We start from the raw sequence: 21525 nt of genomic DNA on the forward strand, positions 1-21525 counted from the left end.
GCCGGGTCTTAGCGAGCCGCGAACTCCCGACCTCCCCCCTTGCGGGGGAGATGTCACGAAGTGACAGAGGGGGCTGGCCGCGACCGCTGGGCGCCATGTCAGACCAGCGCCTCGATCGCCCCGCGCACGACTGCCTCGTCCATGTCATGCAGCCCGATCACCACCAGCCGGCTGGCGCGCTCCTCGCCCGGCACCCAGGCGCGGTCGAAATAATGGTCGATGCGGCTGCCGACCGCCTGGACCTGCAGGCGCATGGTCTTTCCAGGCACATCGACGAAGCCCTTCAACCGCAGCACGTCGTGCTGGCCGATGACGGTTTTCAGCCGTTCGATGAAGGTCACCGGCTCGGCGATCGGGCCGAGATCGACGACGAAGCTGTCGAATTCGTCGTGGTCGTGCGGGGCACCGTCCTCGTGCTCCAATTCGTGGTGGGATTTGCGGTTGGCGATGTCGCCCTCGGTGCCCACGCCGAGGCCGAGCAGTATCGCGGCGGACACCTCGCCGTTCCTCGCTTCGATCATCGTCGGCTTGCGATGCGTGCGCGAGGCGACCTCGGCGCGAACGCTGGCAATGCCCGCCCGGTCGAGCAGATCGGTTTTGTTGAGCACGATCAGATCGGCGCAGGTCAGCTGATCCTCGAACAGCTCCTCGATCGGGCTTTCGTGATCGAGCGCTTCGTCCTCCTTGCGGCGGGCATGGACGGCATCATGGTCATCGGCGAAACGGCCGGCGGCGACGGCAGCGCTATCGACCACGGTCACAACGCCGTCCACCGTCACTTCGCTGCGGATATCCGGCCAGTTGAAGGCCGCGACCAGCGGCTGCGGCAAAGCGAGGCCCGAGGTCTCGATGATAATATGATCGGGGCGGCGTTCGCGCTCCAGGAGCTTCGTCATGGTGGGGATGAAGTCGTCGGCGACCGTGCAGCAGATGCAGCCGTTGGTCAGCTCGATGATATCGTCCTCGGTGCAGGCCTCCGCGCCGCATCCCTTCAAGACGTCGCCATCGACGCCGAGATCGCCGAACTCGTTGATGATGAGCGCGATCTTCTTGCCGCCCGCGTTCTGCAACAGGTTGCGGATCATCGTCGTCTTGCCGGCGCCCAGAAAGCCGGTGATGACGGTTGCGGGGATCTTTTCCTGGTTCATGCAATTCAACCCTTCATTTTGAGCGGCAGTCCCGCTGCCACGAAATAGACTTCGAATGCCGCCGCGGCGACCATTTGATGCAGCCGTCCGGCATGGTCGCGGAATTCGCGCGCCATGCGGTTTTCCGGCACGATGCCAAGACCGACCTCGTTGGAAACAAGGACGATCAGCGCTCGCGCGCTTGGCAGATAATCGGCAAGGGCGGCGAATTCGGAGGCGAGATCCCGACCCTCCATCATGAGATTGGTAACCCATAGGGTCAGGCAATCGACAAGGATCGCACGGCTCCCCAGATCGATCGCGGCAAGCCGGCGAACGAGATCGAGAGGCTCCTCATGCGTCGTCCAAAGATCGCCGCGATTCACCTGGTGGCTGGCAATGCGCGCGCCCATCTCGTCGTCCCAGGCACGCCCCGTCGCGACATAGTGGCGATCGAGGCCGGAGGCTGCGACCAACTGTTCGGCAAAGCGCGATTTGCCCGAACGGGCGCCGCCGAGAATAAAGGCCGAACGAGAAGAAATCTCCACCATCAGCGCCCGCCCATTGCCGGCGCGGGCAGCTCGATCCCACAGGGGATGGCGGCAGCATAAAAGCCGGCGTCGATGCCCCGAGAAGCCTGAAGTGCCATGACAACCTCCGTGCTGGCAGCGGAACTTCCGTTCCTTTGGTGGGCTCTTCGCCCGGCACGCATGGCAGGTCTCCTGGCTCGCGGGTGCGGCGCTGCGATCGAGGCGAACCGGAAACCGGTCGCCCTGATCGCGACGCCTGCGGATCCTTCTCGCCTTCCCGGCTCGATCATCATGAAAAGGCGGACGATTCGTAGAAATAGAGGCGTCCAACCCCGGTAGATCATGATGCCACGCCAGTGGCTTTTCCGGCTTCCTTGAACCCCTCGCCCGCCCACCTCATGCGGACAGTCGGCCAGGAGCCGCAGCAAACCGGACGATAGGACCCTGACCGCTCTACAGTCGCGGGGTCGGCTGCGATGAGGACGCCCGGTTTGGGTCCGTCCCGCCGCATTCCCTTTTGATCCCGTGCGGCAGGCCGCCGCCCAGGAACCATCCGTAAGGCGGTCATGATTAGGCTTTCGCTTTCGCCAAGTCAACGAAGGCCCAAGGACGCGACACAGCCTGTTCCGTTGACGAAGCCGGCTGCAATAAATCCAGCATGAGTCAGTATTTTGCCGCAATTATTTGACGTTAACGACATATACCGTCCTAACCCTCGGACACCAGCGCGACATCGTTCTTCCCATGCTGCAGAAATTCCAGCGCCGCCGCTTCGGCGCTCTCACAACCCTATTCGATCTTGGCCGTCTAAGGGCGCTGATGCGCCGCAGCGAGCTTGGCCTCGTCATTGCCGGCGCCTTCGTTGGCGTCACGTCCGGCCTGGCGGTGACTGTAATGAGCCTCATCTCGCGGCGCATGCACGCGTTGATCTTCGGCATCGACGAGGCCGACCGGCTGAGCTCCGCCGCGATCGACAACAACCTGCTGCTTCTCACCGCCCCGATCGTCGGCGGCGTGCTCCTCGGGATCATGCTCTTCATCCTTGCCCGCACCCGCAAGAAACCGATGGTCGACCCCATCGAAGCGAACGCGCTGCATGGCGGGCGCCTGTCGCTCACCGACAGCATCGTCGTTGCGGTCCAGAACCTTGTCTCCAACGGTTTCGGCGCCTCCGTCGGCCTTGAGGCCGGCTATACGCAGCTGGCCGCCGGCATTGCCTCGAAGCTGGGATACAAGCTGCAGCTTCGCCGCGCCGACCTCAGAACCATCGTCGGCTGCGGAGCGGCGGGCGCGATCGCCGCCGCCTTCAACGCGCCGCTGACCGGTGCCTTCTACGCGTTCGAGCTCATCATCGGCACGTACACCATCGTCAGCCTGACCCCGGTGGTCGTTTCAGCACTGATTTCCACCCTCGTCGCCCGCCTTTTCGCCGGCGACGAATTCGTCATCGACGTCGGCGATTTCGGCAGCATCGTTCCCGCGGACTATATTCCGGCCCTTCTGCTCGGCGCTTTCTGCGCCGGCGTCGGCATCCTTCTCATGCAGGGGGTGTCCTTCATCGAGGAGATGGCGCGCAAGAGTTCCATCGCGCCGCCGCTTCGTCCCGCGATCGGCGGCATCGTGGTCGGCCTGCTGGCGATGATTTCGCCGCAGGTGTTGTCGGCCGGTCACGGCGCACTGCATCTCAACCTATCGACGGAAGTCGCCATTCCGGCATTGATCGGCCTGCTGCTTTTGAAATCGTTTGCCTCGGCGATCTCCATCGGGTCCGGCTTCAGGGGCGGCCTGTTCTTCGCCTCGCTGTTCATGGGCGCGCTGCTCGGCAAGCTTTTCGCCTATTCGGCTCCCTATTTCGACCACGCGACGCTGACGCCGGTGATCTATGCCGTCGTCGGCATGAGCTCGCTCGCGGTCGCCGTCATCGGCGGGCCGCTGACGATGACCTTTCTTGCGCTGGAGATTACCGGCGACTTTCCGATCACCGCGTTGGTGCTCGCCGCCGTCATCACCTCCTCGCTGGTCGTGCGCACGACGTTCGGCTACTCCTTCGCCACGTGGCGTTTCCATCTGCGCGGCGAGAGCATCCGCAGCGCCCACGACGTCGGCTGGATACGCAACCTCACCGTCGAACGGATGATGCGCCCCGATATCCGCACCGCAAGGGCGGGCATCAGCATGGAGGAATTCCAGCGCGATTTCCCGATTGGGTCGACGCAGCGCGTCATCATCGTCGAAGAGGGAGACAAGTATGCCGGTATCGTGCTCGTGGCGGACATCTATGCCAGCCCCGTCGACACGGTCGAGGAAGGCCGGGGGGTGGCGGATTTCGTTCGCTACCGCAACGATTTCCTGCAGCCGCTGATGAATGCCAAGCAGGCGGCGGCAATCTTTGACAAGACCGAAAGCGAAGCCCTCGCCGTCGTCAACAACCTGATCGAGCGCAAGGTGATCGGCCAGCTTAGCGAAAGCCACACCTTGCGGCGCTACAGCGAAGAACTCGACCGCCGCCGGCGTGAGGTTTCAGGAGAGATTTGACGTCGCCGGCGGCAAAGCTACCCCAGCAGACGCTTCAGCCATTCCTTGTCCAGGACCGCGTCCAGTTCCGCCGCGATGTCGTCGAGGGCGGCATCCACGCTTTGCCGGTAATTCGTACTGTCGCCGCTCACGCCGAAACTTTGAAGCAATTTCGCGCGGAAAGCGTCGCTGGCGAAAAGCCCGTGCAGGTAGGTGCCCATGACACGGCCATCGGGCGAGATCGCGCCGTCGGCCCGGCCGTCGATGATGGCGGAGGGCCTGGCGCAATCGGCTCCCCGGGTAATCCCGAGATGGATTTCGTAGCCCACGAGCGGAGCGTCGTACTCCGTGGAGCGGGCGTGGCTGTTGCGGACGGTCTTTTCCGGCGCCATCTCCGTCTCGACGTCGAGGAGTGAGAGACCCTCTGTCTCCGTCTCCAGTCCCTCCAAGCCATGGGGATCACAGACCTTGCGGCCCAGCATCTGATAGCCGCCGCAGATGCCGATGACGCGACCGCCTCGGCGCACATGAGCCGAAAGATCGCGATCCCAGCCCTGGCGCTTGAAATCGTGGAGGTCGCCGATCGTCGATTTCGATCCGGGCAGCACGATCAGCGCCGCATCGGACGGCAGGGCCTCGCCGGGGCGCACGAAAACGAGGTCGACATCAGGCTCGGCGCTGAGCGGGTCGAGATCGTCGAAATTGGCGATACGCGGCAGAACGGGCACCGCCACCTTCAGCGCGCCGGCGGAACCGCGCGTCAGTCGCTCAAGGACGACCGAATCCTCGGCTGGCAAACGGCCCGCCGCCTTCAGCCAGGGCACGACACCGAAGCAGGGCCAGCCCGTGAAGCCTCCAATCGCCTTGATGCCGTCGTCGAAGAGCGAGACGTCGCCGCGGAACTTGTTGATGAGGTAGCCCTGGATCATGGCCCGATCCCCCTCGTCGAGGATCGCATGCGTGCCGACCAGCGAGGCGATGACGCCGCCGCGGTCGATGTCACCGACGAGGACCACCGGAACGTTGGCGCGCGTGGCAAAGCCCATATTGGCGATATCGCCCGGGCGCAGATTGATCTCGGCCGGGGAACCGGCGCCCTCGACGATGACGAGATCGGTTCCGGCCCTGACGGTCGCGAAACTCTCCAGCACGGCGCCCAGCAATTGCGGCTTGAGCTTTTGATAGTCGCGGCCCTTCGCCTGGCCCCAGACCTTTCCCTGCACGACGATCTGGCTGCCGGTGTCGGTCTGCGGCTTCAGGAGCACGGGGTTCATGTGGACGCTGGAGGGCACGCGGGCAGCCAGCGACTGCAGCCACTGGGCCCGGCCGATCTCGCCGCCGTCGTCTGCGACGGCCGCGTTGTTCGACATGTTCTGCGGCTTGAACGGGCGGACCCGCAATCCTCTGTTTGCGGCAAGCCGGCAGAGAGCGGCGACCAATACCGTCTTTCCGACATCGGAGCCGGTGCCTTGCAGCATGACGGTGCGGGTCATCGAGAAAAACCCCTCGGGCTAAACGCCATCAAATGTCTTCGCTGCTTCATTTTCGACCCGATTCTCAGAATTTGCCACCCTTCCGGCCTGGCAAAAATGCACCACGTCTCCGCATGATCAATTTGCGACATGCGATGACGATTTCGTGCGTTGTAGCGCGCCGCAATCACCATTATCTGCACGCTCAATCGCCAACCGCTGTGCCGGACAAATCCGGTTCGAAGGATACCCAGATGCTCTTCATCTTCAACAACAAGAATTCCATCCAGATCGCCTGGGGTTCGAAGCTCTCGGCATATCGCCCGGAGAGCCGGATGCGCCAGCTCGACACGCGCTTCGGGACTGTTGGCTTCATCCGCACCTACAGCGCCGGTTGATCGCGCGCCGGTTGATCGCGCGCCAGTCAGCGCTTCCTATACCAGGGAAGCGCGAAACTTGTCCCGAGAATAGGCTAGAAACGTAAAAGCCGCGCCGGTGTAAAAAATACCGGTCGCGGCTTTGTCAAAAGCTTGCGGGCTCGCCTATACCTGTCGAGGACGCAGTCTCCGGGACGCAATACCTGATCCGGAGAGGCAGCGAGACTTCGCCGCGCACCCAAAGCAATAACCAGACATCGTTACCGGAACGTTATTTTGCACCCAGGGGAGCGCGAACTTTTTCGTCTCGCCGATTTTTTTCATTTTTCTTAGAATTCTCTGAAAATCGAAAAACGGCGTGAATGGAACACAAAACGTCCGCGCGAGGCGTGACTCCCGGGCCTTTACTTGTTCCAGCCCAAGATTGGCCTGCCACGATAGCCGGTTTGCGCCCGCGAACCGTCGAAATCAGGCTAATTCAAATGCTTATCGGAACTTGCCGATGGAGTGGCGGAAGCGGCTGCGGGCGCAAAGCGGTTGATTTCTCTTACCGAATCCTTACGGTTAGCGGGTGGCGATCAAACGGCACGCTCGCGGCTAATCCGCGCAGGCGTATAATAAGCAACAAGCGCTACGCATAGGGGACCAGCGAAACGTCGTCAGCGGCGGATGAGCGGTATGGAAATTGACCACGCTGACGGGGATTGATCGGCGAAGCGATGCCGATCCGTCCGAGGAACTAACCGCAAGAGCACTGGGAGATAATTCAATATGAAAAAGCTTATCGCTTCCACGATATTGGCAGCCGGTCTTTATGGGCTTGCCGGTACGGCATACGCCGCCGACTGCGGCGACGTGTCGATCGCCGAAATGAACTGGGCTTCGGCCGGTGTCGCCGCGCAGGTCGACAAGATCATTCTCCATGAAGGCTACGGCTGCAACGTGACGCTGGTTACCGGCGACACCCAGCCGACCTTCGCCTCCATGGACGAAAAGGGCGTGCCGGACATGGCCCCGGAACTCTGGGTCAATGCGGTGCGCACCTCGCTTGACAAGGCCGTGTCGGAAGGCCGCCTCATCGAAGCCGCGCCGCTCCTCAGCGACGGTGGCGTCGAAGGCTGGTGGATCCCGAAATTCCTCGCCGACGCACACCCGGACATCAAGACCGTCCAGGACGCGCTGAAGCATCCGGAACTGTTCCCCGCCCCTGAAGATCCTTCCAAGGGCGCCGTCACCAACTGCCCGTCGGGCTGGAACTGCCAGATCTCCACGGCGAACCTCTATAAGGCGCTCGGCGCCGACAAGCTCGGCTTCACGCTGGTGGACACCGGCTCTGCCGCCGGCCTCGACGGCTCGATCGCCAACGCCTTCGAAAAGAAGACCGGCTGGTTCGGCTACTACTGGGCGCCCACCGCCATCCTCGGCAAGTACGAGATGGTGCGCCTGAGCTTCGGCGTCCCGCACGACAAGAAGGAATGGGACGCCTGCACGGCGATACAGGATTGCGCCAGCCCGAAGGTCAACTCCTACCCGGTATCCGACGTGTTCACCGTCGTCACCAAGGCATTCTCCGAGAAGGCCGGCGTCGCGATGGACTACGTCAAGGTCCGCAAATGGGATAACGGCACGGTCGGCAAGGTTCTGGCCTGGATGACCGAAAACCAGGGCACCAACGAGGACGGCGCAAAGTACTTCCTGAAAACCTACCCCGACATGTGGACCAAGTGGGTCTCCCCGGAAGTCGCGACGAAGGTCAAGGCCTCCCTCTAAACGCTTGAGAACAGGCGCGGCGGGCTCTCAAGGCCTGCCGCGAACCCGCCCGCAACTCTCAGACCGACACGAGCGGTGCGGTTTGACGTCGCAATGAGGAAACGATTACGCCAGTCGTTGTTGTACACGGAGTGATGCAGCCTGAAGAACCGGTGACAGCGCTGCAATTGGACTGGCCACCTTGAAAGCCACGGGAAAGGCACGTCTTAAACCGGATAAAAAAGGGGAATGCGATGGCTTTGCAATGTAGTTTCCTGCCGGACGCGCTTTGCAATTTTCCGGCAATCAGCGACACCGTTATCCGAGAAGCCCGCAAGCAGATCGACGACGGCTTTCGCGGACTGGTGCGCGCCTACGGAACCGTGATCGATGCCGTCGTACGGCCGCTCCAATGGTTCCTCAACTATCTGGAATGGCTGTTTACCAATACGCCGTGGTTCATCATTCTCTTGGTGATGCTGGCGGTCGTCTACTTCGCAAGCCGCAACGTCAAGATCGTGTTTGGCACAGCGGTCTCCATGCTTTTGATCGGCGTCTTCGGCCTCTGGAACGACACGATGGTCACGCTTGCCATGGTGACGGTCTGCACGTTGATCGCCATCCTGATCGGCCTGCCGATCGGCATCCTGATGGCCCGCTCCGACCGGTTGCAATCCATCATCAATCCCACCCTCGACGTGATGCAGACGATGCCGAGCTTCGTCTATCTGATCCCGGTCGTGGTGATTTTCGGCATCGGCAAGGTGCCTGGCCTCATCGCCGTCGTGATCTACGCGGTTCCACCGATGATCCGTCTCACCAATCTCGGCATCCGGCTCGTCGATTCGGAAGTGCTCGAAGCGGCCGACGCCTTCGGCTCGTCGCACAGCCAGAAGCTGTTCAACGTGCAGATCCCGCTTGCACTGCCGACAATCATGGCCGGTATCAACCAGACCATCATGATGTCGCTCGCCATGGTCGTCGTCGCCTCGATGGTCGGTGTCGGCGGCCTGGGCCGCAACACGCTGCAGGCGATCAACAACCAGTTCTTCACGGTCGGCTTCCTCAACGGCTTCGCGCTCGTTGCCATCGCCATCATCTTCGACCGGACCAGCCAGGCCTACGGCAAGCGGCTTCAGAAGCATTCGGAGGTCATTCATGGCTAGTCACGCGATCGAGATCAAAAACCTCTACAAGATCTTCGGCCGGCGCAGCTCCGAGTTCGTCGATCTCGTGAAGCAGGGGATGACGAAGACCGAACTCAACCTCAAGCACGGCCACGTGCTCGGCCTGCGCGACATCAACATCAACATGCCGGCCGGCGCCATCACCGTCGTCATGGGCCTCTCTGGCTCGGGAAAATCGACGTTGATCCGCCACATCAACCGCCTCATCGATCCGACTGCCGGCGAAGTGATTTACGATGGCGCCGACGTTTGCCGGATGTCGGAGGGCAATCTGCGCGAGTTTCGCCGCCACAAGACGGCGATGGTTTTCCAGAAGTTCGCGCTGCTGCCGCATCGCACTGTCATCGAGAACACCATCTACGGCCTGGAAATCCAGGGCGTGGCGCGAGCCGAGAGCGAGAAGAAGGGGCGCTACTGGATCGATCGCGTCGGGTTGAGCGGGTTCGAGAACCACTATCCGAACCAGCTCTCCGGCGGCATGCAGCAGCGCGTCGGTCTTGCCCGTGCGCTTACCAACGATGCCGATATTCTCTTGATGGACGAGGCCTTTTCGGCCCTCGACCCATTGATCCGCGTTGATATGCAGAGCGTGCTCCTCGACCTGCAGAAGGAGCTGAAGAAGACCGTCGTCTTCATCACCCACGACCTCGACGAGGCGCTCAGGCTTGGCGACAAGATCGCCATCTTGAGGGACGGCAATATCGTCCAGCAGGGCAGCGGACAGGACATCGTGCTGAAACCGGCCGACGAATACATCACCGCCTTCGTCAAGGAGGTGAACCGTGGCCGCGTCATCGAGGCGCAGACGATCATGAAGCCGGTTTCCGGCGAGGTCTCCGGCCCGCGCATCGCCGCCGACACCGTGCTCGAAATCGCCGCCAAGCAGATGACGGAAGCCGGCCAACACTCGGCCGTGTTGGTCGATGCCGCCGGCAAGCCCATCGGCATGATCGACCTGCAGGGCATCATCACGGCCATGGTGACGCCGACGACGCACGTGACTGCCGAAATGGCTGCGGCCTAGAAACGCCTTACCGCCGCACAAAAGCGCCCCTCACCGGGCGCTTTTTTCTTGTCAATGGCCGAAGCGGGGCTTTTCGTGCTTTCGCTCCACCCGTTGAAGTCATATAAAGACATCTTTATATTATCACCGCTATTCCAACCTCCAAGGATACCCCATGAGCGCCGTCTCCAACCCGTTGACCGAACTCCTTGCCGAAAAAGGCGTGCTGCTTGCCGATGGCGCGACGGGCACGAACCTGTTTGCCATGGGCCTTGAGGCCGGCGAGGCGCCCGAAATCTGGAACGAAGAGCATCCGGAGCGGATCACCAAGCTGCACCAGGACTTCGTCGACGCGGGCGCAGACATCATCCTGACCAATACCTTCGGCGGCACGAAGCACCGGCTGAAGCTGCACCACGCTCAGGATCGCGTGCACGAGATCAACAAGAAGGCTGCCGAAATCGCCCGCGCCGTTGCCGACAACGCCGGCCGCAAGGTGATCGTCGGCGGCTCCGTCGGCCCGACCGGCGAGCTCTTGATCCCGCTTGGGGCGCTGACCTATGACGACGCGGTCGCAGCCTTCGCCGAGCAGATGGAAGGTTTGAAGGCCGGGGGTGCGGATGTCGCCTGGATCGAGACGATGTCTTCGCCGGAAGAAATCCGCGCCGCCGCGGAAGCCGCCGGCAAGGTCGGCCTTCCCTACACCTATACCGGCTCCTTCGACACCGCCGGCAAGACGATGATGGGCCTGCATCCGAAGGATATTCATGGCGTCGCCAACGACATCGGCGGCGGCCCGCTCGCCGTCGGCGCCAATTGCGGCGTCGGTGCCTCCGACATCCTGTCGAGCCTGCTCGAAATGACCGGTGCCGATCCGCAAGCGACCGTCATCGTCAAGGGCAACTGCGGCATTCCAGAGTATCGCGGCGCCGAGATCCACTATTCCGGCACGCCGCCGCTGATGGCCGACTACGCACGCCTCGCGCGCGACGCCGGCGCGAAAATCATCGGCGGCTGCTGCGGCACGTCGTGCGGCCACCTTGCCGCCATGCGCGCAGCCCTCGACGACTACACGCCGGGCCCGCGCCCGACGCTGGAGATGATCGTCGAACGCATCGGCCCTCTGCGCAACAAGACCGCCGAGGAAAGCAGCGCCACTCCCGCCCGCGAACGCGGCCGGCGTCGCAGCTGATCTATCGTCCTCTCGTTCTGCGCCGGGCTTCAAGCCTGGCGCAAGCAACCCGCTGAATAGTCGTTGTAGGCCAGCCGGAATCGGGTCTGGCGGACAACTTCTCACGAGACGCGGCAAATCCCTACGGATGCCACGGATCACATAGACAGCGGGCTGTTGCCGCGCCGCCAACAACGGCGGCTCGACGCGGCAATCAACGAGGACGAAGCTTTGACTGAGGATATCCTGCTCGAAACGAGTTACGGTTCGGACGGCGCCGATCCTTCGCAATATCTGTTGAAGCAGTTGCGCCCGGACGACATGCTCGTGCTCGATCTTGCCTGCGGCAGCGGCGAATTCGGCAGCAGGATGAAGGCGCTCGCGCCGGGGCGCATCGTTATCGGCTTCGAAAAAGACGCGACGATCGCGGAACAGGCGCGAAACGTTCTCGACCTGGTTTTCGATCAGGATATCGAGGAAGGCGATCTTCCGCCTATTCCGCCTGAAAGCGTCGATTGCATCGTGCTTGGCGACAGCCTTCACACGCTGCGCGACCCAGCCCAGGTCCTTCGTCGCCTGAAGCCCCTGCTCAAGCCGACGGGTCAAGTGATCTGCAGCGTCCAGAACGTCCAGCATATCAGCGCGCTCGCATCTATCCTCGCGGGCGACGTCCAATACCAGCCGGACGGCCCCCTCAATCGCAATCACCGCCGCCTGTTCGGCGCGGCCAACATCCAGAAGATGTTCCTGGACGCGGGCTACCTGCCCAACTTCGCGGATGCCGTTCGCGGCCAGCTGTCGGACGCGATGAAGGCAGCCTTCAGGCCGCTGCTTACCCACCTGAAGCTGAATGCCGGCTTCTTCGAAAGCAAGGCGGCGATCCATCAGTATATCTGCGTCGCCTCGCCGATGGCCGACGTCGAGCCCCACAGCGAAGGCATCACCTTCATCATCGCCGTCAACAATACGCGGCAGCTGCGAGACAATCTTTGCGCCTCGCCCGTATTGCAGAACGAGCGCCACGAGGTCATCCCCGTCGTCGGCGCCACGAGCGCCGCGGACGCGCTGCAAACCGGCCTGGGTCGGTCGCATCGGCGCAACGGTCTCTTCGTGCTCCTGCACCAGGACGTCTACCTGCCGGCCGGCTGGGACGACAAGCTGCTTGCCGGTATCGTCGAGGCTGAGCGGACAGTGGGCCCGGTCGGCGTCGCCGGCGTGTTCGGCGTGGTGCGCTCGCAAAGCGGCTCGTTCGAAAGGGCCGGCAAAGCGCTCGACCGCACCAACCTCTTGGCAACGCCGCACCAGCTGCCGGCATCCTGCGACAGCCTCGACGAGATCGTGCTTGCGTTTCCGGTACAGAACGGCTCGATCGTCGGCCTCGCGGAAACCCTCGGCTTCCACATGTACGGCTCCGAGGCCTGCCTTGCTGCCTGGGATTCGAACCAGGTTGCCGTGATTGTCGACGCGCCGTGCCTCCACAATTCCGAGTCCGGCTTCCAGCTGGACAATTCCTTCGCAACAGCGGCCGGCAAATTCGCCGAAGCCCGCAACGACAACCTGCCCTACGCGACCACCTGCGTGCAGTTCAAACCGGACGGGCAGGTCGTCGCTTGGTGAGCGGGCTTCGCAAAGAATGCGAGCGCATCGAACTCATTCCTCGATCCGGCTACGCCGTAAGCAGTTACTTGAACAATGCTTGAACCCTGGAGCGCAGTTCGCCTGACGTAGCTACTTGCAGTTCTTGCACGATGCTTCGGGGCAGAGCCTACGCCTCCATCGCCGCTTCGCCTTGGGATCTATCGGTTGATCAGCTTAGGCAGCCAGCGCCTCGTCAATAAGTGCGATGCGGTCCATTCGTCCGGACCTCTCAACGCTCTTCCGCGACCACCCCATGCCTCGGAATGATTCTGAACAGGATGCGCACCGGCCAACAAAAAACACGACTTTCACTGTGGGTTGGAGAGCGCCCCTGACACGACCGCTTTCAATATTTCGGCCTGAGAAATCCCGCGCATGATGCCGAATCCGGCCTCGGCGATCCGCTCGCGTTCGGTCGCATCGGCGACAAGCGCCAGGCATCGATCGATGAGCGCGTCGTAGCTTGAAACGGCCATACCGGCGGCGTAGGGGGCGATATCAGGGTCGGCGGCGTTGCCCTCCGTCAGAACGCAGACGCGGTTTGCAAGGAGAAAGGAAACGCGGACGATCTCGAAGACCTGGGCATCGAAGTGATGGATGTTGATGACGACCTTGGCGCGCGCGATCGCCGCATCGCGCTCGGCGCCGTAGACGCCGAAAAGGGGGACGACATTGAGGCCCGCCGACTGCAACCCAAGGAGAAGGCGGTGGCGGCGCTCGTTCACCGAACCGTAGAACAGAACGTCGATGTCCTTGTTGGCCGCGTGCCGGATGCGCGTCAGCTCCTCGTGATAGCCCACGCTCAGGAGACCGGCGTGGTGAATGCCGAGATTGACCAGCCCCCGCCGGTTACGCTCGCTGTAGTCGAGAACGCGAAACTGCCGCAGCAGCGATACGTAGTTGCCGTTGATCCAGCTGCTGTCCTGAGAGACCTGTTCGAGATTGACGAGGATCGTGCCGCGCGGAAGCCAGTTGACGGCCTCGGCCGGCAAGAGATTGGCGCCGAAGACGATCGGGATGCGGCCGCGCCAATTCGATGGTTCCGTCACCAGCGGCGCATCGCCGCCAAGCTCGGCAAAGGCATAGTGCAGACCGAGCGCGACGTCCTCGAAGGCGCGGCTGTGGACGTAGCCGTGCGGGCCGACGATCCAGACGCAGTGCCTGACGCGGTGATGATCCCAACCATGAGGAAATGCGGACAAGGGATGCCCTGCGCCGAATGAAAGGGATTGCGGCTGCGCATGCATTGCTTTGCACTCCTCTGCCTTGCCGGCAAGCGGCGCGGGGTGCGCGCCTCGATAAGACTGTCCGGGAGAATCGGAATCTTTCTCCCCGCCGGAATTTGGCAAGCGAGGCTGGGATGAACCTTGCGAAGGAGGATTGCCAGCGCGAAAGTTTCGGGTATCCAGACCTAGAGTGCGACTAGCGCAACCCCTCGCCGACCGGTGCGGTATCGAGCGCGGCATCGCGCGCCGGCTCGACAACGGCGATGATCGGGCCGATTGGAAAAGCGCTGTCGCGGCGCTGCCATTCGGGGAGGAAAAGGCTCGAAATGCTGCCGTCGAGAAACAGCGCGTTCCGGCAATCGAGCAGATCGCGAAACAGCGTCGCGAAATCATGGAAGCGCACCGGTCCGTCTGAAATCGCGAAGACGGCGATGCCGCTCGCCATGACACCGACGCCGTTGCGCACTTTCAGGCTGGTGCTATCGACGAGAAACGATGGATGCAGCTTGCCGTCGATGACGAGCATCGGTCCCGACTGCGTGGCATAGGAAGGCTTGGTGCGGGACGCCGCGAATGCCCTGCTTTCCATGACGCCGGCGCGGCCCTCCTCGATATAGAAGACGCCGTTCGGCAAGAGGTGGAAATTGCCCCAACCGCCATGGGTGTTGAGTGCCTTTAGCTGGAGCCCGCCCTCGACGTAAAGGCCAACCGGCGACAGACCTTCCTCGTACATGCCGCCGTTCATGGCGAAGCGGAGCGTAAAGCCCTTCGACGCAAGATCGTCTTCCAGCGCCTGGAACGACCCGTAGGGTTTGCCCGCCGGACCATTTTCATAGAGCCGGATGTTGGAGACGGCCGGATCGAACCGGCAAACCGTATAAGCGTCGCCTCGATAAAACACCTTGCTGCAGGTTTCGCCGGCAACCGCCGCTTTCGCGGCAAGAAGAAAGACGATCGCGGTCACCAGGCGCAGCAACGAGGGCACTCCGGTAGCAACGCGCGTCAGGGGCTGAGCGCTGCCATATGAAAGGCAAGCTGGCCAGGCGGATAGCGATAGTCAATCCCGACTGGGCAAGCCTCGCGCGCGAGGCAACCGCCGGCAAGACAGGTTTTTTTGCCCTCATCCGTCCTCAAATGCGCCCGACAGGCGCCGACGTCAAAACCGCTCAGCGATATCGCGTTCGGCCGACAGCGCGTCAGGCAAGGCTTTTCGGCGCAGTGGTCGCAAGGGTGCACGGACGCGACCGAGGAAGCTTCGTCGTCGATCGGCAGCTTGAATCCAAGCCCGCCGCGATAGCCGTGCCAGAGGCCGTAGACGGGATGGATCAAGATCCCGAGCGGAGATGGCTTCAGGCCTTCAGCACGCATCGCCCATTGCTGGAACGGCTGCCAGGGGGGATCGGAGGGGAAGTAAGCGGTCGCGCCCAGTCGCTCGGCAAGCGGCCGGATCAGCGCCTTCGACCATTCGTCGAGCGGGTCGGCGATGACAGCATGTTCCGGCCTCGACCGCCAGCGGGAAAAGGGCTCCCATAGCGACCCGCCGATATTGCCGAGTAGAACGACGCTTTTCGCCGGCGAACCGTCGTCGAGCACCGGTGCCGTTTGGTCATCCTCGAAACGGACGACGCCGCGCAAAGAGATACCGTGCGGCGAAAGCGCCGCACGGATGTCTTCAAGCAAGTCGAAGGAGCCGTTCATCGCGGCCCCTTATAGTGATAGTGCGGCCGCCAGACTTCCTTCTGGATCAGGTCGGCGACGCGCGTAGCCCCGCCTTGCTCCCTGGCGGCATCGGGCTCCCTTCAAGTGAAGGCATCAGGCATCGAATCCTTGCGGCTCTTGATGAAGGCGAGCAAGGCTTCGTCGATCGCGGGATCAAGCGCCGGTGCTTCGTAGTGGTCGAGCCAGGAACGGCAAAGCGCATTGGCGCGCTCCTCGACGCGCTTGCGGCCTTCGACGTCCCACTGTTCGAACGAGTTGTTGTCGGCAAGTGCAGAGCGGTAGAAGGCGGACTGGAAATTAGCCTGCGTGTGGGCACAGCCGAGATAGTGGCTGCCCGGACCGACTTCGCGTATCGCATCCAATGCCTGACCGTTCTCGGAGAGGTCCACGCCCTCGGCCATCTTCTGCATCATGCCGAGTTGGTCCTGGTCGATCATGAACTTCTCGTAGGAACTGACCAGGCCGCCCTCGAGCCAGCCTGCGGCGTGCAACACGAAGTTCGTGCCGGCAAGCAGCGTCATATTCAGCGTATTGGCCGATTCGTGTGCGGCTTGCGCATCCGGCACCTTCGAGGCGCAGAGCGAACCGCCGGTACGAAACGGCAGGCCGAGGCGACGGGCGAGCTGTGCCGAACCGTAGGAGACCAGCGACGGCTCCGGTGTGCCGAAGGTCGGCGCGCCCGACTGCATCGAGATCGAAGCGGCGAAGGTTCCGTAAAGCACCGGCGATCCCTTGCGGATCAGCTGCGTGAAGGATGCGCCGGCCAGAACCTCGGCAAGAATCTGCGTCAACGTGCCGGCGACCGTCACCGGGCTCATCGCGCCGGACAGGATGAACGGCGAGACGACCGAAGCCTGGTTATGCCGCGCGTAGACCTTCAGGGCGCCGAGCATGGTCTCGTCGAACACCATCGGTGAGTTGGCGTTGATCAGGTTGAGCGTGACACAGTTGTTCTCGACGAACTCATCGCCGAAAACCAACTTGGCCATGGCAATGGTGTCTTCGGCGCGCTCGGGTGCCGTCACCGAGCCCATGAACGGCTTGTCGGAATATTTGATATGGCTATACACCATATCGAGGTGACGCTTGTTGACCGGAATGTCGACCGGCTCGCAGACGGTGCCGCCCGACGAATGCATCGACGGCGCCATATAGGCAAGCTTCACGAAATTGCGGAAATCCTCGATCGTCGCATAACGGCGATTGCCCTCGAGGTCGCGCACAAAGGGCGGGCCGTAGACGGGGGCAAAGACCGTCGCCTTGCCGCCGATATGGACGCTGCGCGCGGGGTTGCGGGCGTGCCAGGTGAATTCCTTCGGCGCGGTCTTCAGAAGCTCGCGGCAAAGCCCCCTCGGAAAGTGCACCCGCTGCCCCTTCACGTCGGCGCCTGCCTGTTTCCACAATTCCAGCGCTTCCGCGTCGTCGCGGAATTCGATGCCGATTTCTTCGAGCACCTGGTCGGCATTGCGCTCGATCAGCGAAAGGCCCTCTTCGTCCAGCACTTCGTAGACGCCGATCTTGCGGGTGATGTAGGGAAGCGACGGGCCGGGACCGCCGCCGCTGCGCGAGGCGCGCCGCGCCGCGGCACCCCTGCCCTCTCCGCGCTGACGCCGTCCACCACTGTCATTGCCTGCGGCGGGTTGCTCGTTCAAATCATCCATGATGCTTCCTCGCTTCTGCGCACGAACGCGCTCGTACCATTGCCGCCATGCTAGCCGATTCCGTCTGGCGGACGTTCCTTTATGCGCCAGCAATTAGCATAGGACAGACATGCGCAAGGTGAAATTGCCATACCGTTTGCGAACCGCATGAGCCGCTGCCTGCGTGCTTCTGCCCGTCGTCGTCGCTATTTATTCCGGCGACGTCGCATTCGAAAAGAGTTTTGTCACGGTTGAGGTTTAACTCTTTATCGGGCAGTGTCTCAAATAGTAGCCGCTGACGCATCGATTTCTGCAAGCCGCTGAAGCAGCGCACCAAAACGGGATGGGAAGCATGGCTGACGACGACATCATTCTCGCGGAACTCTCTGACGAAGAACTCGTGCAGCAGATGCATGACGACCTGTACGACGGGCTGAAGGAAGAGGTCGAGGAAGGCACGAACATCCTTCTCGAACGAGGCTGGGTGCCCTACGACGTCCTGACCGAGGCGCTGGTCGAAGGCATGCGCATCGTCGGTATCGATTTTCGCGACGGCATCCTGTTCGTTCCGGAAGTGCTCCTATCCGCCAATGCAATGAAGGCCGGCATGTTCATCCTGCGGCCGTTGCTCGCCGCAACCGGCGCACCGAAGCAGGGCAAGATGGTGATCGGCACCGTCAAGGGCGACATCCACGATATCGGCAAGAACCTCGTCGGCATGATGATGGAAGGTGCCGGATTCGACGTCATCGATCTCGGAATCAACAACCCGGTCGAGAACTATCTCGACGCCATCGAGCGCGAGCAACCCGACATCATCGGCATGTCCGCTCTATTGACGACGACGATGCCCTATATGAAGGTCGTCATCGATACGCTGAAGGAAAAGGGCATGCGCGACGACTACGTCGTTCTCGTCGGTGGCGCTCCGCTCAACGAGGAATTCGGCAAGGCCGTCGGCGCCGATGCCTACTGCCGCGATGCGGCCGTGGCCGTGGAAACCGCCAAGGACTTCATGAAGCGCAAGCACAACAGCCTTGCTGCCGGCGCTTAATCCGCGCGAAAGGTTCCATCCGGCTGCGTAACCTTGCAGCCGGATGCAGCAATGCCGATGTGTGCTACTGAGCAGCCTTTGCCACCGTATGGCCGGCCGATTGCGTCGCGTTGACGGCGCTAGCCGTGTCTCTGCCCACGCCTTTGATGGTGTTGGCGCAGGAGGCCATCGTCATCAGAACGATGCAGGCGGCGCCAATTTTTGCCAATGTCGATGCGGTCATGATCGGAGTCCTCGCAAAATGGTTTTTGATCGAAAGCGGGCGGAGACCACCCCAGCGCGAGAAGAACGCACGACATCGCAAAAAGTTCATGTGATTGCGTGCGGCGCAATTGCGCGCGAGATATTGGCGATCGCGAGGATCAACAGCCTCGATTACATCGATCTGCGCTGCCTGCCGGCCATCCTTCACTGTTATCCGCAAAAGATCACACCGGAACTCGACAAGGCGGTCGCAGAGGCGCGTGAGCGCGGATTTGACAGGATTTTCATCGGCTATGCCGATTGCGGCACGGGCGGCGATATCGACCGACTGTGCGAGCGCGAGGGTATCGCCCGGCTGTCTGGACCGCACTGTTACTCCTTCTTCACCGGCAACGAGGATTTCGCCGAGCGCGCCGACGAGGATTTCGCCTCCTTCTTCCTGACGGACTTTCTGGCGCGCCAGTTCGAAGCCTTCGTGATCCAACCGCTCGGGCTCGATCGTCACCCCGAACTCAAGGATATGTATTTCGGCAACTATAAGAAGGTCGTCTACCTGTCACAGGAAGAGGACCCGGAGCTTCAGAAAAAGGCAAAGGCCGCCGCGGACTATCTCGGCCTCGACTACGAATATCGCTTCACCGGATATGGCGATCTCGGCCAGGAACTTTTGGCCGTCTGATTTACGACATCGGTGCCCTAGCAATCAGTGCCTGCGCATAAGCGGCATATATTCCCCTCCCCTCCAAAAGCCTTGTTTTCAGGGGGAATACTATGCTCCTTTCCGAAAACACGCCGCCAATGCCGAAATTGTCGGGGACGGCGCGTGAGCGCGTCGTTTTTCGACATGGGCGGCGTCGTGGCGAGCGCAGTCCGCCAAGAGCGCGGCGTGCATTGTGGATCAAAGAGGAGAGCATCGTATGGCAGACCGCATCGTCGTCTATTGGCGCGACATTCCAGCCCAGATCATCATCAAACAGGGCCGGAAAGCCGCCAAGCGGGAGCTCTCGCTGCGCTTCACGGAGGCGATCGACATGTGCGCGATGCGCACCGGTGCCGCCGAGACCGACGACTATCTCGCCGAGTGGCGCAAGGCCGATCCCGTGCCCGTTTCCGACGATCTCGAAGCCGAGGCCGACAAGGCTGCTGCGGAACTCGAAGCCGCCTACGACCGCGAACGCCTCGTAGCACTCGTGAAAGCCGGGGGACGCGACAATGGCTGACGCCATACAAAAACCCGGCAATGCGGCTGCCGGCGCCAAGGCCAAAACCGGCGCCTACACGCCAGCCGGTGTGTCGCCGAGCCGCCGCGCCCGTCATAAATACACCGTCCGGCTTTGGGCGGTCAGGAACTCCCGTTTTCTCGAATGGTTCTATCGCCGCTTCGCGGACGCCTTTTTACTCTTGCATCCGGTGTGGAATGCCCTCGGCTACGCCCGCGTCGAGCGGCCGATCACCTTCGTCGAACGCCATGTGAAGGGCTTTCTCTTCGATTGTCGCATGTGCGGCCAGTGCGCGCTCTCCTCCACCGGCATGTCCTGCCCGATGAACTGTCCCAAGCAGTTGCGGAACGGCCCCTGCGGCGGCGTGCGCGCAAACGGCAACTGCGAGGTCGAGCCGGATATGCCCTGCGTCTGGGTGCAGGCATGGAAGGGCTCGCGCAACATGGAGCATGGCGACGCGATCCTGAACGTGCAGAAGCCGGTCAATCAGTCGCTGCGCGAAACCTCCTCCTGGCTTCGTGTCACCGCCGAAGCCGCCGCCGCCCGCCAAGCCGCCAAGGAAGCTTAGATCGTATGCCCCAAATCGACGAAAATCCGCTTGGCGTCCATCTGCCCCTCGATCCACAGCCCGGGCATTCGTCCCTCGGCCGGCTGGAGCGCGTTCTGCGGCGCGGCGAATTCGCGGTAACCGCCGAACTCAATCCGCCCGACAGCGCCGACCCGCAGGATGTCTACGAGCGCGCCTCGGTTTTCGACGGCTGGGTGGATGGCATCAATGCGGTCGATGCCTCCGGCGCCAACTGCCACATGTCGTCGGTCGGCATCTGCGCGCTGCTGACGAGGATGGGCTACGCGCCGATCATGCAGATCGCCTGCCGTGACAAGAACCGCATCGCCATCCAGGGCGACGTTCTCGGCGCCGCCGCCATGGGGGTCGCCAACATCCTTTGCCTGACCGGCGACGGCGTCCAGGCCGGCGACCAGCCGGGTGCCAAGCCGGTCTTCGACCTCGACTGCATGTCGCTGCTCGAAACCGTGCGCATCATGCGCGACAGTTCGAAATTCCTCTCCGGCCGCAAATTGTCGACGCCGCCGAAGGTCTTTCTCGGCGCGGCGATCAATCCCTTCGCGCCGCCTTACGACTTCCGGCCCTATCGGCTGGCCAAGAAGATCGAAGCCGGCACGCAGTTCGTCCAGAGCCAGTATTGCTACGACGTGCCGATGTTCCGCGAATATATGAAGAAGGTGCGCGATCTCGGCCTCAACGAAAAATGCTTCATTCTGGTCGGCGTAGGCCCGCTCGCGTCGGCAAAGACGGCGCGCTGGATGCGCTCGAACGTTCCGGGCGTTCACATTCCGGATGCCATTATCAAGCGCCTCGAAGGTGCTCAGGACCAGAAGAAGGAAGGCAAGCAGCTCTGCATCGACATCATCAACGAGGTGAAGGAGATCGAGGGCGTGTCCGGCATTCACGTCATGGCCTACCGCCAGGAAGAGTATGTAGCGGAGATGGTGCATGATTCGGGCGTCCTTAGGGGCCGCCAGCCCTGGAAGCGCGAAGTGGGCCGCAGCGATGCTCTGGTCGCCGAACGGCTCGAACACATTCGCGAAGGCAAGGAAGAAAACCAGCAGGAAATGGCGGAAATCGCCGCGCATCACGTGCCGCAACACAGCCATTGAGAACCGGCCGCCGC

20 protein-coding genes and 1 riboswitch are annotated in these 21525 nt (G+C 62.2%); of the genes, 12 read left to right on the forward strand and 8 right to left on the reverse strand.

The window, feature by feature from the left end; genetic code table 11:
* Positions 1-98: 98 nt before the first annotated feature.
* On the reverse strand, positions 99-1148 hold the full coding sequence (cobW, locus tag AB4048_RS19635) for a cobalamin biosynthesis protein CobW (RefSeq protein ID WP_442203666.1): 1050 nt from the start codon (positions 1146-1148) through the stop codon (positions 99-101).
* 5 nt (positions 1149-1153) lie between these two features.
* The gene (gene cobU / locus AB4048_RS19640) at positions 1154-1678 is read right to left on the reverse strand and encodes a bifunctional adenosylcobinamide kinase/adenosylcobinamide-phosphate guanylyltransferase (RefSeq protein WP_442203667.1); all 525 of its coding nucleotides are present in this window, start codon (positions 1676-1678) and stop codon (positions 1154-1156) included.
* Between the two features lie 397 nt (positions 1679-2075).
* Positions 2076-2226: riboswitch (cobalamin riboswitch) on the reverse strand.
* A 175-nt stretch (positions 2227-2401) separates the two neighbouring features.
* Here cobU and AB4048_RS19645 point away from each other — a divergent pair.
* Positions 2402-4192 (forward strand): chloride channel protein, encoded by a 1791-nt coding sequence (locus tag AB4048_RS19645; protein WP_442203724.1) that lies wholly within the window; start codon positions 2402-2404, stop codon positions 4190-4192.
* Positions 4193-4209: 17 nt separating this feature from the next.
* On the opposite strand, the gene AB4048_RS19650 is transcribed toward AB4048_RS19645, so the two are convergent.
* Positions 4210-5664 (reverse strand): cobyric acid synthase, encoded by a 1455-nt coding sequence (locus AB4048_RS19650; RefSeq protein WP_442203668.1) that lies wholly within the window; start codon positions 5662-5664, stop codon positions 4210-4212.
* A 233-nt stretch (positions 5665-5897) separates the two neighbouring features.
* Between AB4048_RS19650 and AB4048_RS19655 the strand changes: the two genes are divergently transcribed.
* The 6 genes from AB4048_RS19655 (at position 5898) to AB4048_RS19680 (ending at position 12747) form a co-directional block, all read left to right on the forward strand.
* The gene (locus AB4048_RS19655) at positions 5898-6041 is read left to right on the forward strand and encodes a hypothetical protein (protein WP_442203669.1); all 144 of its coding nucleotides are present in this window, start codon (positions 5898-5900) and stop codon (positions 6039-6041) included.
* 750 nt (positions 6042-6791) lie between these two features.
* Positions 6792-7790: an ABC transporter substrate-binding protein gene (locus AB4048_RS19660; protein WP_442203670.1), complete on the forward strand. Its 999-nt coding sequence runs from the start codon at positions 6792-6794 to the stop codon at positions 7788-7790.
* A gap of 233 nt (positions 7791-8023) precedes the next feature.
* Complete coding sequence (locus AB4048_RS19665) at positions 8024-8935, forward strand: ABC transporter permease (protein WP_442203671.1); 912 nt, start codon at positions 8024-8026, stop codon at positions 8933-8935.
* Complete coding sequence (locus AB4048_RS19670; RefSeq protein ID WP_442203672.1) at positions 8928-9980, forward strand: quaternary amine ABC transporter ATP-binding protein; 1053 nt, start codon at positions 8928-8930, stop codon at positions 9978-9980. The genes AB4048_RS19665 and AB4048_RS19670 overlap by 8 nt, the downstream gene beginning before the upstream one ends.
* Before the next feature lie 154 nt (positions 9981-10134).
* Positions 10135-11151, forward strand: coding sequence for a betaine--homocysteine S-methyltransferase (gene bmt / locus AB4048_RS19675; protein WP_442203673.1), 1017 nt, complete (start codon positions 10135-10137; stop codon positions 11149-11151).
* Between the two features lie 210 nt (positions 11152-11361).
* Positions 11362-12747, forward strand: a complete 1386-nt coding sequence (locus tag AB4048_RS19680) for a class I SAM-dependent methyltransferase (protein WP_442203674.1) — start codon at positions 11362-11364, stop codon at positions 12745-12747.
* Between the two features lie 329 nt (positions 12748-13076).
* Here AB4048_RS19680 and AB4048_RS19685 read toward each other — a convergent pair whose 3' ends face one another.
* The 4 genes from AB4048_RS19685 to AB4048_RS19700 form a co-directional block, all read right to left on the reverse strand.
* Complete coding sequence (locus tag AB4048_RS19685; RefSeq protein ID WP_442203675.1) at positions 13077-13970, reverse strand: hypothetical protein; 894 nt, start codon at positions 13968-13970, stop codon at positions 13077-13079.
* 220 nt (positions 13971-14190) lie between these two features.
* Positions 14191-14979: a phosphodiester glycosidase family protein gene (locus AB4048_RS19690; protein ID WP_442203676.1), complete on the reverse strand. Its 789-nt coding sequence runs from the start codon at positions 14977-14979 to the stop codon at positions 14191-14193.
* A gap of 17 nt (positions 14980-14996) precedes the next feature.
* Positions 14997-15692, reverse strand: coding sequence for a ferredoxin (locus AB4048_RS19695; protein ID WP_442203677.1), 696 nt, complete (start codon positions 15690-15692; stop codon positions 14997-14999).
* A 101-nt stretch (positions 15693-15793) separates the two neighbouring features.
* A complete protein-coding gene (locus AB4048_RS19700; RefSeq protein ID WP_442203678.1) occupies positions 15794-17374 on the reverse strand; it encodes a trimethylamine methyltransferase family protein in 1581 nt (526 codons plus the stop codon).
* Positions 17375-17705: 331 nt separating this feature from the next.
* On the opposite strand from AB4048_RS19700, the gene AB4048_RS19705 reads away from it, so the two are divergent.
* The gene (locus AB4048_RS19705) at positions 17706-18407 is read left to right on the forward strand and encodes a corrinoid protein (protein WP_442203679.1); all 702 of its coding nucleotides are present in this window, start codon (positions 17706-17708) and stop codon (positions 18405-18407) included.
* Between the two features lie 64 nt (positions 18408-18471).
* Here AB4048_RS19705 and AB4048_RS19710 read toward each other — a convergent pair whose 3' ends face one another.
* The gene (locus AB4048_RS19710) at positions 18472-18630 is read right to left on the reverse strand and encodes an entericidin (RefSeq protein WP_442203680.1); all 159 of its coding nucleotides are present in this window, start codon (positions 18628-18630) and stop codon (positions 18472-18474) included.
* 18 nt (positions 18631-18648) lie between these two features.
* On the opposite strand from AB4048_RS19710, the gene AB4048_RS19715 reads away from it, so the two are divergent.
* The 4 genes from AB4048_RS19715 (at position 18649) to AB4048_RS19730 (ending at position 21511) form a co-directional block, all read left to right on the forward strand.
* Positions 18649-19290, forward strand: coding sequence for a DUF1638 domain-containing protein (locus tag AB4048_RS19715; RefSeq protein ID WP_442203681.1), 642 nt, complete (start codon positions 18649-18651; stop codon positions 19288-19290).
* Positions 19291-19528: 238 nt separating this feature from the next.
* A complete protein-coding gene (locus AB4048_RS19720) occupies positions 19529-19831 on the forward strand; it encodes a virulence factor (RefSeq protein ID WP_442203682.1) in 303 nt (100 codons plus the stop codon).
* On the forward strand, positions 19824-20399 hold the full coding sequence (locus tag AB4048_RS19725) for a methylenetetrahydrofolate reductase C-terminal domain-containing protein (RefSeq protein ID WP_442203683.1): 576 nt from the start codon (positions 19824-19826) through the stop codon (positions 20397-20399). The genes AB4048_RS19720 and AB4048_RS19725 overlap by 8 nt, the downstream gene beginning before the upstream one ends.
* A 5-nt stretch (positions 20400-20404) precedes the next feature.
* Positions 20405-21511, forward strand: coding sequence for a methylenetetrahydrofolate reductase (locus AB4048_RS19730; RefSeq protein ID WP_442203684.1), 1107 nt, complete (start codon positions 20405-20407; stop codon positions 21509-21511).
* The last annotated feature ends 14 nt before the right edge of the window (positions 21512-21525 follow it).

The sequence above is a fragment of the Rhizobium sp. RAF56 genome (genome assembly GCF_052113965.1).
Lineage (GTDB): Bacteria > Pseudomonadota > Alphaproteobacteria > Rhizobiales > Rhizobiaceae > Rhizobium.

Excerpts from the sequence above, each read along its gene's own strand:
- cobW (WP_442203666.1), bottom strand. The coding sequence starts at position 1,148 with ATGAACCAGGAAAAGATCCCCGCAACCGTCATCACCGGCTTTCTGGGC.
- cobU (WP_442203667.1), bottom strand. The coding sequence starts at position 1,678 with ATGGTGGAGATTTCTTCTCGTTCGGCCTTTATTCTCGGCGGCGCCCGT.
- AB4048_RS19645 (WP_442203724.1), top strand. The coding sequence starts at position 2,402 with ATGCTGCAGAAATTCCAGCGCCGCCGCTTCGGCGCTCTCACAACCCTA.
- AB4048_RS19650 (WP_442203668.1), bottom strand. The coding sequence starts at position 5,664 with ATGACCCGCACCGTCATGCTGCAAGGCACCGGCTCCGATGTCGGAAAG.
- AB4048_RS19655 (WP_442203669.1), top strand. The coding sequence starts at position 5,898 with ATGCTCTTCATCTTCAACAACAAGAATTCCATCCAGATCGCCTGGGGT.
- AB4048_RS19660 (WP_442203670.1), top strand. The coding sequence starts at position 6,792 with ATGAAAAAGCTTATCGCTTCCACGATATTGGCAGCCGGTCTTTATGGG.
- AB4048_RS19665 (WP_442203671.1), top strand. The coding sequence starts at position 8,024 with ATGGCTTTGCAATGTAGTTTCCTGCCGGACGCGCTTTGCAATTTTCCG.
- AB4048_RS19670 (WP_442203672.1), top strand. The coding sequence starts at position 8,928 with ATGGCTAGTCACGCGATCGAGATCAAAAACCTCTACAAGATCTTCGGC.
- bmt (WP_442203673.1), top strand. The coding sequence starts at position 10,135 with ATGAGCGCCGTCTCCAACCCGTTGACCGAACTCCTTGCCGAAAAAGGC.
- AB4048_RS19695 (WP_442203677.1), bottom strand. The coding sequence starts at position 15,692 with ATGAACGGCTCCTTCGACTTGCTTGAAGACATCCGTGCGGCGCTTTCG.
- AB4048_RS19700 (WP_442203678.1), bottom strand. The coding sequence starts at position 17,374 with ATGGATGATTTGAACGAGCAACCCGCCGCAGGCAATGACAGTGGTGGA.
- AB4048_RS19705 (WP_442203679.1), top strand. The coding sequence starts at position 17,706 with ATGGCTGACGACGACATCATTCTCGCGGAACTCTCTGACGAAGAACTC.
- AB4048_RS19710 (WP_442203680.1), bottom strand. The coding sequence starts at position 18,630 with ATGACCGCATCGACATTGGCAAAAATTGGCGCCGCCTGCATCGTTCTG.
- AB4048_RS19715 (WP_442203681.1), top strand. The coding sequence starts at position 18,649 with ATGGTTTTTGATCGAAAGCGGGCGGAGACCACCCCAGCGCGAGAAGAA.
- AB4048_RS19720 (WP_442203682.1), top strand. The coding sequence starts at position 19,529 with ATGGCAGACCGCATCGTCGTCTATTGGCGCGACATTCCAGCCCAGATC.
- AB4048_RS19725 (WP_442203683.1), top strand. The coding sequence starts at position 19,824 with ATGGCTGACGCCATACAAAAACCCGGCAATGCGGCTGCCGGCGCCAAG.
- AB4048_RS19730 (WP_442203684.1), top strand. The coding sequence starts at position 20,405 with ATGCCCCAAATCGACGAAAATCCGCTTGGCGTCCATCTGCCCCTCGAT.